The sequence below is a fragment of the Streptomyces cathayae genome, assembly GCF_029760955.1.
GTDB classification, from domain to species: domain Bacteria; phylum Actinomycetota; class Actinomycetes; order Streptomycetales; family Streptomycetaceae; genus Streptomyces; species Streptomyces cathayae.
This window is the reverse complement of record NZ_CP121682.1, coordinates 4,980,083-4,992,966: the sequence shown is the minus strand read 5'-3', so window position 1 is coordinate 4,992,966 and position 12,884 is coordinate 4,980,083. Positions and strand designations below refer to the sequence as shown.

General features: G+C 69.9%; 8 protein-coding genes and 4 pseudogenes. 7 read left to right on the top strand and 5 right to left on the bottom strand.

The features are described from left to right. Positions 1-339: 339 nt before the first annotated feature. On the top strand, positions 340-2,694 hold the full coding sequence (locus tag PYS65_RS22835) for an FG-GAP-like repeat-containing protein (protein ID WP_279335800.1): 2,355 nt from the start codon (positions 340-342) through the stop codon (positions 2,692-2,694). 305 nt (positions 2,695-2,999) lie between these two features. Here the strand turns inward: PYS65_RS22835 and PYS65_RS22830 are convergent, their stop codons facing one another. Next, positions 3,000-3,779, bottom strand: coding sequence for an IclR family transcriptional regulator (locus tag PYS65_RS22830; RefSeq protein ID WP_279335799.1), 780 nt, complete (start codon positions 3,777-3,779; stop codon positions 3,000-3,002). A 231-nt stretch (positions 3,780-4,010) separates the two neighbouring features. On the opposite strand from PYS65_RS22830, the gene PYS65_RS22825 reads away from it, so the two are divergent. The 4 genes from PYS65_RS22825 to PYS65_RS22810 all read left to right on the top strand — a co-directional run bounded on the left by PYS65_RS22825 (position 4,011) and on the right by PYS65_RS22810 (position 7,460). After that, positions 4,011-5,354 carry an MFS transporter gene (locus PYS65_RS22825; protein WP_279335798.1) on the top strand — a complete coding sequence of 448 codons (1,344 nt, stop codon included), beginning with the start codon at positions 4,011-4,013 and terminating at the stop codon, positions 5,352-5,354. Positions 5,355-5,432: 78 nt separating this feature from the next. Then, positions 5,433-6,011 (top strand): nuclear transport factor 2 family protein, encoded by a 579-nt coding sequence (locus tag PYS65_RS22820; protein ID WP_279335797.1) that lies wholly within the window; start codon positions 5,433-5,435, stop codon positions 6,009-6,011. Between the two features lie 323 nt (positions 6,012-6,334). Beyond that, a complete protein-coding gene (locus PYS65_RS22815; RefSeq protein WP_279335796.1) occupies positions 6,335-6,772 on the top strand; it encodes a glutaredoxin domain-containing protein in 438 nt (145 codons plus the stop codon). A gap of 274 nt (positions 6,773-7,046) precedes the next feature. Further along, the gene (locus PYS65_RS22810) at positions 7,047-7,460 is read left to right on the top strand and encodes a hypothetical protein (protein WP_279335795.1); all 414 of its coding nucleotides are present in this window, start codon (positions 7,047-7,049) and stop codon (positions 7,458-7,460) included. A 343-nt stretch (positions 7,461-7,803) separates the two neighbouring features. Here PYS65_RS22810 and PYS65_RS22805 read toward each other — a convergent pair whose 3' ends face one another. Then, on the bottom strand, positions 7,804-8,385 hold the full coding sequence (locus tag PYS65_RS22805) for a hypothetical protein (RefSeq protein ID WP_279335794.1): 582 nt from the start codon (positions 8,383-8,385) through the stop codon (positions 7,804-7,806). A gap of 296 nt (positions 8,386-8,681) precedes the next feature. Here PYS65_RS22805 and PYS65_RS35250 point away from each other — a divergent pair. Next, positions 8,682-8,924: pseudogene (locus tag PYS65_RS35250) on the top strand (IS1634 family transposase); the annotation flags it as partial. On the opposite strand, the pseudogene PYS65_RS22800 reads toward PYS65_RS35250, so the two are convergent. Then, positions 8,921-9,091 (bottom strand): annotated as a pseudogene (locus tag PYS65_RS22800) (IS6 family transposase); the annotation flags it as partial. The pseudogenes PYS65_RS35250 and PYS65_RS22800 overlap by 4 nt on opposite strands. Positions 9,092-9,228: 137 nt before the next feature. Beyond that, positions 9,229-9,522 (bottom strand): annotated as a pseudogene (locus PYS65_RS22795) (VOC family protein); the annotation flags it as partial. 172 nt (positions 9,523-9,694) lie between these two features. Between PYS65_RS22795 and PYS65_RS22790 the strand changes: the two are divergent. After that, positions 9,695-11,053 (top strand): annotated as a pseudogene (locus PYS65_RS22790) (S28 family serine protease). Between the two features lie 419 nt (positions 11,054-11,472). On the opposite strand, the gene PYS65_RS22785 reads toward PYS65_RS22790, so the two are convergent. After that, entirely contained in the window at positions 11,473-12,810 is a 1,338-nt protein-coding gene (locus tag PYS65_RS22785) for a jacalin-like lectin (RefSeq protein ID WP_279335793.1), read from the bottom strand. Positions 12,811-12,884 lie beyond the last annotated feature (74 nt).

Here is a 12,884-nt window from a genome sequence, read left to right as displayed (position 1 = left end):
ATTCGCTTCACCCCGGCCTGAAGGCCGGAGCACTGCGAATGAAACCCGATCGCCGTCTCCCCGACGCCCTTCCTGTGGGACTCCGCCGGGACGCACACCACCGAGCCCGCGGCGACCGACGCCGAAGCCGAGGCCGCGACCGGCACCAACGAGGGCCCCGAGGCCGTCGAGAAGGCCCCCGAGCGCGAGGACCCCGACGACGTACCGGCCGACGAGGTCCCGAACGAGAGACCGGACGAGAACCCCGCCGAGAACCCGGGCGGGGCCGGGGGTGACGCCGACCCCGTCGCCCACGACGGCGTACGGGCCTCCGCCTCCGGCACCTTCGCCCTGCCCGCCGTGAACGGCCCCGGCGAGGGTGCCCACGCCGCCACGGCCGCCGCCGGGTTCGGCGACGACGTGCTGACGATCACCCCGCCGAGCAGCTACCTCGCGGACACCGACGACCTGACCTACCCGCTCTTCCTCGACCCCTCCACCACCGGTATCCGCGCCAACTGGACCACGGTCTACAAGCGGTACCCCAGCTCCAGCTTCTACGACGGCGCGAACTACAACGAGGACACCAAGGAGGCCCGCGTCGGCTTCGAGCGGGAGACCTGGGGCACGGCCCGCTCCTTCTTCCGCATGAAGCTGAAGAAGGCCATCTCGGGCGCGGACGTCTCCAGCGCCACCCTCAAGGTCCTGGAGACCCACTCCTGGTCGTGCAGCAAGCGCACGGTGCAGCTGTGGGGCACGGGCGACTTCACCTCCAAGACCACCTGGAACCGCCAGCCGTCCTGGAAGCGGAAGATCACCTCGAAGTCCTTCGCCTACGGCTGGAAGTCCAACAGCGCCTGCCCGGACGCCTACGTCAACTTCACCGTCACCTCGCTGCTCCAGGACGCCGCCGACGACGGCGTGACCAGCTTCAACCTGGGCCTGGTGGCCTCCACCTCGTCCTCCGCCCCGACCGGTTCCGCCAGCAGCCTGGAGACGGACACCTACTCCTGGAAGAAGTTCAAGGCCGAGGGCAGCGGCTCCCCCACGCTGACCGTCACCTACAACCGGAAGCCGAACCGGCCGACCTCCGTCACCATGAGCCCCGGCTCCTGCGACACCTCCGCCTCGCCGTACATCAAGATCGGCAAGGCGGACACCATCACCATCAGCGGCAAGGCGACCGACCCCGACAGCGACCTGGCCAAGCTGGAGTTCGAGCTCTGGCAGACCGGCAAGTCCGAGACGAAGAAGACCTTCACCAAGGCGGTGGACGACGGTGAGGTCGGCGGGGTCTCGATCAAGTCGCACCTGACCAACGGGATCACCTACTCGTGGCGCGTACGGGCCTGGGACGCCAAGGCCAGCAGCGGCTGGGCGCCCACCGGCGGGGACGGCGTGTGCCGCTTCACCTACGACACCGCTCTGCCCGACTCCCCCGGGGAAGTCGTCTCCCCCGACTTCCCCGGTGACAACGACGGCGACGGCGTACCCGGCGTCTGGTCCGCCAAGCCCTTCGGCAACTCCGGCAGCTTCACCTTCGAGGTCGGCTCGTCCTCCGAGAACGACATCGTGAAGTTCGTCTGGTCCATCAACTCCACCAACTACGCCGGCTACGCCTGCGCCGGCGGCTCCCAGGGCACCTCGGGCGGTCTCACCAAGTCCTGCACGACGGCCGTCAAGAAGGCCACCATCACCGGCATCAAGCCCCCGGCCGCCGGGCCCAACACCCTGTACGTCAAGTCCGTCGACGCGGCGGGCAACATATCCCCCAATCCGCGCAAGTACTTCTTCTACGTCACACCGCGCACGGCCGCCGACGGCCCCGGCGACCTCAACGGTGACGGCGGAGCCGACTTCGGCAACGTGACCGAGGCCGGAAACCTCTGGATCAACTCGATGTCGCAGAAGGGCACCTGGCTGTCCAACGCCTACGGCACCCACGACAAGGGCACTCTGCTCAGCGGCCGCCGCACCGCCCCGCACATCTGGGACGGCACCGGCACCTACTCCCTCATCACGCACAACGGCGACTTCCTCAACGGCGACGGCATCACCGACTGGGTGGTCCGCACGTCCGAGGGACGCCTGTTCATCTACCCGGGCGACGGCTACGGCGCGATCGACGTCACCAAGCGCGTCGAGGTACGCCTCCCGGCGAACGCTCCCGCCCCCTCCACCTTCTCGGAGATCAAGTCGGCGGGCGACATCACCGGGGACGGCCGGCCGGAGCTGTTCGTGGCCGGCGGAGCGGCCGGCAACGAGCTGTGGATCCTCAGCGGCTACAGCGGCGGCACGTTCAGCAAGGCGACCAAGATGACCTCCTCCGCCTGGGGCGACAAGGAGCGGGACTTCGTGACGATCGCCGACTACAACGGCGACGGGGCGGCCGATCTGACCTACCGCACCGCGGCGGGCAACATCCAGCTCCGCAAGGGCATCCTGGACAGCGACGGCAAGGGCACGGTCCTCGCCAGCCTGGGCACGTCCGCCGCGAGCCTGGACGGCGACCGCGCCTACGCCTCCAGCACCTGGACCTACGCCGCGTATCCCCTGGTCTACGGCAGCCCCGACGTCACCGGCGACGGCATCCCCGACGTCTTCGCCACCAACGCCGCCGGCGACCTCCAGCTCCACACCGGCACCCGCACCGCCCTCGGCAGCGCGTCCACCCTCCGGTCGGGCTCCTGGGCCACGGTCAAGCGCATGGGCTGACCCGCTGCCCGCTTCCCTCCGGAGCCCCCTTCCCCGCCCTCTCCCGGGCGGGGAAGGGGGCTTCTCCGGTCCGTCCACCGCTTCGGGCGTCCCGCCCACGGCACGAGAAAATCCCGGCCGGCCCTGAAGCCTCCGGACCGGGACTCGGTGGAGTCGCCTTCGGGACTCGAACCCGAGCCCTCCGCCTGACGAGGGCCCGCGAGATCACCCCGGGCGGTGCCGGACGATGCCGCCGAATCCCGTTTCCGCTGATCAGAGGGATACGGCCTCGATCACCATGACGCCTGCTCCCCATGCCGGTGAGGCTAGTGCTGGAGCTTCGAGGTGAGCTTCGCCTGCATCTTCTGGGTCGCCTGGTGCAGGGCTTGGGTGAGTGCCGTCTCGGACGGGGTGCGGGGGTCCTCGCGGGTGAAGCAGAGGCGCGCCTGCGGCCCGGAGATGGTGATGGCGATGGGCGGGTATCCCTGCGGGGTGGGGAGGGTCTGCGCGAGTGCCGCGATGCCGGGCTGGGTCTCCTCGACGTTGCGCGCGTAGCCGCGCCGCCTGACGTTCTCCAGTTCGGCCTCGAGGGCCGTGCGGGTCGGGGTGGTGGTCTTCACCGCCTGCGGGAGGGGTTCGTTCGGGTAGATCCGGCGGAGCTGCTCGGTGGTGAGGGTGGCGAGGAGGGCCCGTCCGCAGGCCGAGGTGTGCGCGGGGAGGATCGTTCCCGCGCGGGCTTCGATGCGCATGTGGTGCTGTGAGGCGATGCCGTAGATGTAGCGCACCGCCTGCCCTTCGAGGACCGCGAACTCCACGGTCTCGCCGGTGGCCGCCTGCAGCTCGAGCAGGTCGTCCTGGATGAGGTGGGTGAAGTCCGTGTCGGCGTGGGCGGGGCGGGCGCTGGTCATGGCCGGGCCGAGGCGGTAGCCGGGACCGTCGAGTGAGCGCCGCATGAAGCCGTTCGCCTCGAGGGTGGCCAGCAGCCGGTGGGCGACGGAGGTTCCCACACCCAGTTCGTCGGCGGCGCGGGCGAGGGTGACGACCGGCTCCCGCTGCGCCAGTGCGAGGAGTCGAAGCGCCCTGTCCACAGTTTGAAGAGTGTTCACGCCCTGATGTTCCCACATACAGGGAATGATTGACTAGCCACTCCCTGATAGTGGATTCTCTCGATATCCGCAGGCGAACGCAGACTCGAACGAGTGGCTTTGCGTGACGCGGACTCCTGGGCGCGAGACCACCCCCTTGCCTGCCCGTGGCGTAAGTGACCGTTGAGGCGTGAACCGCCGGTCGGCTCGTGTGACGTGCCGCGCAGTGAGGACACCGAGGAGAGTGAAGCAATGAGAGTCAGTGGACTCGACGGGCAGGCCGAAGCGACCCAGCCGGACACGGCACCGGAGGGCCCGGAGGCCGGGAGCGGGACACCCACCGCCCGGAGGGCGGTCGTCAGCGGCGCGCTGGGTTCCGCACTGGAGTGGTTCGACTTCTCCGTGTACGGCGCGCTGTCGGCCACGGTGTTCCCCCAGCTGTTCTTCCCCGACCTCGCGCCGGGCACCGCGCTGCTGGCGTCGTTCGCGACCTTCGGGGTCGGGCTGGTGGCACGGCCCCTGGGCGGCCTCGTGTTCGGCATGCTGGGCGACCGGCTCGGCCGCCGGAACGTCCTCATGTTCACGCTGCTGCTCATGGGCGCGGCGTCGGTGCTGATCGGCCTGCTGCCGACCTACGGCACGGTGGGAATGGTGGCCCCGCTCGCGCTGGTGACACTGCGGTTCCTGCAGGGCTTCGCCCTGGGGGGCGAGCACACCGGGTCGCAGCTCATGGTGATGGAGCACTCGGCGAGCCGGCGCCGCGGTCTCGCGGGTGCCCTGATGTCGGTGGGATCGCCGATCAGCCAGGTGCTCGCCACCCTCACCCTGACCGGACTCGCCGCGTGGCTCACCGAGGACCAGTTCACCGGCTGGGGCTGGCGGATCCCCTTCCTGCTGAGCGTGGCGCTCATCGCCGTCGGGTACTACATCCGGCACCGCGTCGAGGAGACCCCGGCCTTCCTCGCCAACGAGGGCAAGAGCGAGCAGCCGGCGCGCGGGCTGCTGAAGCAGCACCGGAAGACCGTGATGCTGCTGGTGCTCGCGTGGGCCGCGCCGGGAGCGCTGTACTACATCACCGTCACCTTCGCCATCAGCTACCTCACGGGCCAGCTCGGCTTCGACAAGAGCTCCACCTTCGGGTTGATGGTCGTCGCGAACACGATCTCCATCGGGGCCAGCCTGCTCGGCGGCTGGTCCAGCGACCGGATCGGCCGCAAGCGCGTCCTCTACACGGGTCTCGCCGTGCTGCTGGCCTTCCTCGTCCCGTTCTTCCTGATCCTCGACACGGGCAACTGGTGGATGGCCGCGCTCACCATCACGGGTGCGCTGTGCGGTGTGCAGTTCATGACCGGATGCCAGGGGGCCTTCTACGCCGAGGCGCTGCCGACCCCCGTCCGGTACACCGGATCGGCCCTCGGACTCACCGGCGGAAACATGCTGTTCGCCGCACCGGCGCCCCTGCTCGCGACGTGGCTGATGCAGATCTCGGACAACGGAACCCTGCTGATCACCGCCTACGGCCTGCTCACGATCCTGATCTCCACCGTGGCGATCCGCCTGCTCCCGGACCGCACCGGCCGGCGACTCGAGGCGTGACGGGGACCGCACCCTGTCGTACGCGCCCCCACCTACGTCCCCCCACCTGCCTGAATCCTCACCTGAGGGAGAAAAACAATGACCGACGACGCAGTGCGCCCCGCCGACCTGGTGACCGAGGAGGACCTCCGCCTCCTGCGGGAACTGAAGGTCAAGGACCGGCTGCACGACCTCGAGGTCGCCTACTGCCGCGGGATCGACCGGCGTGACGCCCAGCTGCTCAAATCGATCTACTTCGAGGACGCCTTCGTCCGCCTGGGCGACATGAAGGAGGGCGGGGTGGACGAGTGGGTGAACTGGATCATCGACGAGTTCAAGCCCCGCTTCGAGAACACCACCCACTACCTGCTGAACGAGTGGTACAAGGTGGACGGCAAGACCGCCGAGGGCGAGACCCACCGCCTCTCGTACCACCGGTTCGGGGACCCGTCACGCGAACTGATCGCCGCCAGCCGCACGTTCAACCGGTACGAGGAACGCGACGGCGTCTGGAAGATCACTTTCCGCGAGGTGATCCGGGACTGGATCCACGAACGCCCCGTGGACCAGGAGCTGTTCACCGGTGGATTCGCCATGGAGCTGAGCAAGCCCGGCCCCGAGGACAAGAGCTACCAGGTGCTCTCGATGTTCGGCCGCGGCCCACTGCAGCCCGAGTGACCCCTGGTCCCGTGTCCGGCGGCCCCGTATCCGGTGGTCTCGCATCCGGCCACCGCCCCGCCGACCGCGGGACGGGCCCCGTGAGGGAACCCCCACCACCATGAGCACCGATGGCCTCGCCCTTTCCCCCGGGGGCGAGGTCATCGGCTTCCCGGCGCCACCGCCGTGCCCACCCGCTGGGCCGCCTGTTCCCGAAGGGCCTGACGGGCAACCTTGCGACACACGGGCTCCACAGCCACGGGAGCTGTTCCGCGGCCGTGGAGCCCGGCTGCTTACTCGGCCGGCTCGAACAGCCCGTCCCCTCATCGATAGTCTGCGTCCTCATGACGCGTGCTTGGATCCTGCCGGTGCTGCTGGTGCTCTGCGGCTCGGTTCTCTCAACCAGGCTGTTTTTCAAGGGGAGCCCCGGCACAGCCGCAGCACTCCTGCTGCTGTTCGCACTGTTCGCCTGCCTGAACTCGCCCCTGATCTTCCCGAGGTCGATCAGCGCGCTGGAGGCACAACGCCGCAGCGCGGCCGACGGCCGACCGATCGTCTTCTGGCGCCCGGGCTGCACGTACTGTCTGCGCCTGCGCATCCGCTTGGGCCGCAGCGCCCGTCGACTGCACTGGGTCGACATCTGGCGCGATCCGGCCGGAGCGGCGGCGGTACGGGAAGCCAACGACGGCAACGAGACCGTACCGACCGTCGTCGTGGCAGGCCGCCCGCACACCAACCCCGACCCCGCATGGGTACGCGAACAGCTCTCCCCTCCCGCGTGACCGGCAACGGCGCCCCGGAATCCGCCGACCACCCGGTGGGGCATCCTCAGCCCGGAGTGTCAGCACCCTCTGTTCCCACGAGTGCGTCATGCACCCCGGTCTGAAGCCCTGAGCTGCGCTCAGAAGCCGTCCGCATCCCAGCGGACCGTGGGCGCCGAAGTACCGGGGCACCTGGCCGAGATCATCTGCCGATCTCGAACCGAGCCGCCCCTCTGCCCACCTCCCGTGATACACCGGGAAAATCACCGTGAAGCAAGCAGAGAGGACACCGTCCATGGGCCGACCGACGACCTCGACTCCGCTGCCGGGCGACACGAAGGTACTGGCCATCGGTCTGCATCCGAGTGCGCTCGACTACAGCCGGATGCCCGAGGGTGTCGACGAGGCGGCACTCACTGCCCGGATCGGGGCGGCGAACGCGGCGTTGCGCGAGGCGGGCTTCGATGCCGTTCCGTGCCTGATCGACGCTTCTCCGGACCGCGCTGCGGAGACCGTCCGGGAGCAACTCCGGAAGCACACCTTCGGTTTGGCGATGATCGGCGGTGGCGTACGGATGCTGCCGGAGAACACCCTGCTGTTCGAGCGCCTGGTCAACGTCCTCACCGAGGAGGCGCCCTGGATCCGGCTGTGCTTCAACACGACGCCGGAGGACACGATCGAGGCACTGCGGCGATGGATCCAGGCGTAAACGAGAGGTGACCGGCCGTCAGCAGGGCCGGGGACCGGCGCAGTGGCCGCCGCACCGCCGCCGAGCTCGAGGAACGCCGGCGCGCGCTGAAGCACGTCAGCCTCAGCCTCAGCCGCATCGGCGAGATCACCCGCGCCGCCCTTGTCCTCGACAACCACTCGAAGTGATCTCCAGTGAGAGAACCTCAATGGGCGAGTCGAGCTCCATCGAGCGCGATCAGCAGCCGGTCAAAGCGGATCAAGTCCACGCAGGTGCCCGCCGTTGCCCCACGTAGATCCACGAAGCCGGGAACGTGGCCCGATTACGGCGGGCCGGGATCTTCCCTGTGCTCCGGGCGGCGCTGTCACCACTCGTCGTAGTCGCCGAGCACCCGGAAACTGCCCACGACGCCATCGTCGCCGAACAGGCTCCCGTGGACGGTACGGGTCACAACGCCGTTGGTGGCGCCGTGGGGACCCACGGTGGCGACCGGAGCGCCGTTGTCACAGGTGAGGCCGCGGAAGACCTCGACAGTCCTTCGGCTGTCATTGAAAACATTGAAGCTGCTGGAGCCCAGTCCGCTGGCCGCAGTGACGCAGCCCTCAGCGGAGGCGGAGTACACACGTTCGTTGAAGTAGATCTTCCCCTCTTCCTTGTGGCCGTAGCCGCGTCCGCCGCCCTCGCGGTCGCCGCCCTCGCGGTCGCCGCCCTCGCGGTCGCGGCCCTCGTCCTTCTTCTCTCCGCTTGCGCTGCCGCCGTTCGCGGGAGCCGCGGCAGGGGCAGCTCGTTGGACAGGTTCGGCCGCCCGTTGGGCAGACGCGGCCGCCTGGTGGACAGACGGGGACGCCGGGGCGGATCCGGAGGTCGAGGCGTAGGTGATACCGGTGGCTGCAAGGACCGCCGCGCCTACTCCGGCAGCGGCCACAGCAAATGTGCGCGTGGGCATGTCACTTCTCTCTGTCGCACGGACGTCGGCCGGGCGACCGACCTGCGACGAACGTAACGAAGACCCTCATAGCTGGCACTTCAGACATGGTCAAGGTGTGACGCCATGGGGCCAGCCAGGGGAAAACGCAGCATTCACCGCATACCGGCGCGCCGATCCGAGCCGCGGGGCCTGTGGTGCTCAGCCCTCGCGTCGGCCGAGGGACCAGGTGAAGTGAAGGGCCGGGTCACTGAGCTGCCGCCGGCAACGGTCGGTGGCTGTGCGTGACCGTTTCATGCGGTGCGGTTCTTCTCGAAGTGGAACAGTTCCCGTCCCGGCGGAACAAGGGCGGACAGACGGTCCGGTATCTGCAGCCGGCCCACAACGACTGGGACCCGGCCGTGGGACGTTCGCGTACGAAGGTGCTGCACTCCTTCGGGCGGGAGGACGAACTCGACCGCCAGGCGGTGCGCCGGCCGGCCGCCGCGCTCTCCCGGCTCCTCGATCCGGCATCGGCGCTGTCCGCGGCCGGCTCACAGGATCTGTCGCTGATCAGCTCTCCGTTGATCTTGATGAAGACCTCGTCCAGGTGCCACGTGTCCCCGGGCCGGGACCGCCGACGGTGCAGCGCGCCGGCATGGGGCTGCCCGAACTTCGTACACCAGCGGCGCACTGTCTCGTGGGAGACGAGCGCACCGCGCTCGAGCATCGGTTCCTCGACCTCACGCGACTGACCGTTCCAGCACTCCGACCATGTGCACCGGCACTCGGGGACCGGCCGGCACACGCCCGCCACCCCGAACGCGCCGGCCGCCGCTCCCGGCCGGCTGACCCGCGAACGGCCGGAGCCGTTGCTCAGGGTCAGCGAGGGGTGAGGACGCAGAACTCGTTGCCCTCCGGGTCGGCCATGACCCTCCAGGGGACGTCGCCCTGACCCACGTCGGCGAGCGTCGCGCCGAGGCCCTTCAGACGCTCGACCAGCTCCGCCTGATGGGCGGTCGAGGTGGTGGCCAGATCGAGGTGCACCCGGTTCTTCACCGTTTTGGGTTCCGGGCGGGCGACGATGTCGATGCAGACGGCCACGGGGTCGGGGTAGGCGAAGCCCACGGGTTCGAGGTTGGTCACACCGGGCGCCTCACTGTCGACACCCCACCCGAGTGTCCCCCGGGGGCGGGGTCATCGGCTTCCCGGCGCCACCGCCCTCCCTGCCGCACACCGCACCTCCCCTCCCCTCCCCTCTACGGGGGAGACGGCTCCCCCGCACACGGGATCTTTCCACCGCGTCCGACGGCTGTACTGGAGGCACCCGACGCCAAGAGAAGGACACCCGATGCACCTCTGGACGAGACGACGCCTACTGCTCTCGACCGCCTCGGCGGCCTCGGCGGCCGGTCTCGCCGCGATGGCGTCCGCCCCGGCCCACGCCCTGACCGGGACACCTCCCGCACCCGCCGCCACCGACGACGACATCGTGCGCCGTCTGGGCTCCCTGCCGGGGGTACGGATCGTGGAGGAACGGCCGGACACCGCACCGGGACACCGCTTCTTCGTGCTCGGACTGCGCCAGCCGGTCGACCACACCGACCCCTCGGCCGGCACGTTCGAGCAGCGCCTCACCCTGCTCCACACGTCCGCCGAACGCCCCACCGTCCTGTTCACCACCGGGTACGGAGCCTCGCTCACCTCCCGGCTCACCGAACCGACCGTCCTCCTGGGCGGCAACCAGCTCCAGGTCGAGCACCGCTACTTCGGCACCTCACGCCCCAGCGCCCACGACTACTCCCACCTGACCATCCGCCAGGCCGCCGACGACCACCACCGCATCGTCCGCACCTTCCGCCGGCTCTACCGAGGCGCGTGGATCTCCACCGGTGGCAGCAAGGGCGGCATGGCGAGCGTGTACCACCGCCGCTTCCACCCCCACGACGTGGACGGCACCGTGGCCTACGCGGCCCCGAACAACGTCGACGACCGCGACGACTCCGCCTACCTCCGCTTCCTGGAGACCGTGGGCACGGCCGCCGACCGTGAGGCGATCAGGACCGCCCAGCGCCGGCTCCTGCTGCACCGCGCGGAACTGGTCGCCCGCTACGAGGCCGGGACGACCGCCGCCGGGGACACCTTCCGCATCGTCGGCAGCGCCGACAAGGCGTTCGAGATCGCCGTCCTGCGCGTCCCCTTCATGTTCTGACAGAACGGCGGCAGCGCGGCGGACCTCGCCGCCGTCCCCGGCCCGGACGCCACCGCCGACCAGCTGTACACCTGGCTGGACGACACGGCGGGCCTGGCCCTCTACGCCGACGCGATCGCCCGCGTGTACATCCCGTACTGGTACCAGCTCGGCACCGAGATGGGCTATCTCGACGTCCCCACCGCCCACCTGGACGGCCTGCTGCGCCACCCGGGCGCCATCGAGCCGCGCTCCTTCGTCCCCCGCGACATCCCCCTGCGCTTCGACCCGGACGCGATGCCGGACATCGACCGCTGGGTCCGCCGCAGCGGCACCCGCCTGCTGTTCGTCAACGGCACGCAGGACCCCTCGACCGCCGAACCCTTCCCGCCCGGCCGCCACGACTCCCGCGTCCTGTGGGTCCCCGGCGCCAACCACCACACCACCATCGCCGACCTCCCCACCGCGGACCGCACCGAGGCCACCGCCATGCTCACCCGCTGGGCCGGCCGCGCTTGAGGGCCCTGAAGGAACTGGAGGCCCCAGCGGAAGGATCTCCTGCAACACGCGGGTTCCACAGCCGCGGGTCGACTCCCGCGGCTGTGGAACCCGGCTGCTCACTCGGCCCACCTGGCTTGCTCGGCTCGAACTCCTGACGAAATGAGGTGCTGCCGGCTCGACGTGGTCCGACGGCACCGTGCAGTCGTGCTGGTGTCACGACCCCAGAGGGCGAACCTGGAGACGACTGGTGTCACCGCACGCGCAGCAGAGACCCGCGGCTTCCCGTCGGCGCTCTCGCACGGGTGGCAGCTGAAACCTGCTTGCGCAGTCGCCCGGCGAGCCGATGCTGCGCGGCCCTCGGCTCCCGGAAGCGGCTCGGAGCCGGGCGCGCGGTGCACCCGGCTCCCCGGGCCGGGACGCCGCCGTGACCGCGGGGGTCAGTGCTGGGTGTAGATGAAGCCGATCTTGTCGACCTCGTCGCCGGAGCGGCCGTGGAATCCGGCGATCCGCCAGCCGGAGGGCGCCGTGCGGGTGACACAGTCGGACGTGGGCGAACCGCCGGCCAGGGTGCGGCCGAGGTTCGTCGTGAACTTGGCGTGGAAGATCCGGGTGTGGCCGTCCTTCTTGGCCTGGCACAGGTACGCGGTGGTCACGTACTCGGTGCTGCCCAGCGTCAGCGAGGAGGCGGTGCCGCCGGAGCCGCCGTGGGCGAGCGTGGTGCCGTTGCCCAGGGTGATGCTCATCCGGTCGACGCGGGAGCCGGCGCGCAGGGCGATGGTGGTGGCGCGGGCCGACGCGGGGACGCTGTCGATGTCGTTGAAGTAGGTGCCGTGCGGGCCGCCGAACTGGTCGCTGAGCCGGAAGCCGGCGGTGCGCGACCAGGAGAACCCGACCGCGATCGGGGCGTGGTCGGAGAGCATGAGCCCGTCGCTGGTGAGGAACTCGGCGTGCTCGTTGTCGTAGGAGGTGGCGTTCAGTGACACGAGCTTGCTGCCGCGGTAGAGGATCTTGTCGACGACCTCGCACGTGTTGGGCACGGTGGGCTGCTTCTGGTCGCAGACGAGCGCGGCGCTGCCCTTGGCGGGAGGGGTGCCGCCGCGGATCAGCTCGACCCACGCGTCGGTGAGGCCGTTGGCGGAGGCGAACTCGGCGATGGTGTCGCCGGAGCGGGTGTAGCGGGTGTTCGTGTCGCCCATGACGACGACCGCGTTGCCGGCGGAGTGGCTCTTGATGAAGGCGGTGAGCTGGTTGAGGTTGTCCGCGCGGGAGGCGAGGTCGCCGTCGCTGGTCCCGGCGTTGGTGTGGACGTTGTAGAAGTCGACGTAGACGCCCTCGGCGAGCCGCTCGCGCATGAAGGTGAAGCCCTTGGGGGTCAGGCAGTCACCCGAGTCGAACTGGCAGGAGTTCCAGCGCACCCGCTCGAAGTCGTCCACGTCGTAGGAGACCTTCGACAGGGTGTTGAGTCCGCTGCCGATACCGGCACCGCCGCTGGTCGGGGTGCGGTGGGCGTGCGCGGTGTCGGCCGCGTAGAGGTGGGCGTGGTAGTTGAAGTCCTCCTGCACATGGACGATGTCGTACGGCGCGATCCGACGGCCGATCTCCGGGGTGCTGGACCCACGGGGCGTCGGGGCGCTGGAGAGACTCCCGGGCAGGCCGGCGACGTTGTAGCTGAGCACGCTGAACGTGCCCGAGTCGGCGGCCGACGCGGAGGGTGCGGCGGCGGTGAGCCCGCCGAGGGTGGCGGCGGCCGCCAGACAGGCGAGGAGTCTTCGCATGGGGGAGCATCTCCTGGGGGTGCGTGCAGCAGGTGGGGGGCATGCGGAGTCGCAGAGTACATGTCAAACGTGGC

Bases quoted from the DNA above. Each gene is read 5' to 3' on its own strand.
- PYS65_RS22825 (WP_279335798.1), top strand. From the start codon at position 4,011: ATGAGAGTCAGTGGACTCGACGGGCAGGCCGAAGCGACCCAGCCGGAC.
- PYS65_RS22820 (WP_279335797.1), top strand. From the start codon at position 5,433: ATGACCGACGACGCAGTGCGCCCCGCCGACCTGGTGACCGAGGAGGAC.
- PYS65_RS22815 (WP_279335796.1), top strand. From the start codon at position 6,335: ATGACGCGTGCTTGGATCCTGCCGGTGCTGCTGGTGCTCTGCGGCTCG.
- PYS65_RS22810 (WP_279335795.1), top strand. From the start codon at position 7,047: ATGGGCCGACCGACGACCTCGACTCCGCTGCCGGGCGACACGAAGGTA.
- PYS65_RS22805 (WP_279335794.1), bottom strand. From the start codon at position 8,385: ATGCCCACGCGCACATTTGCTGTGGCCGCTGCCGGAGTAGGCGCGGCG.
- PYS65_RS22785 (WP_279335793.1), bottom strand. From the start codon at position 12,810: ATGCGAAGACTCCTCGCCTGTCTGGCGGCCGCCGCCACCCTCGGCGGG.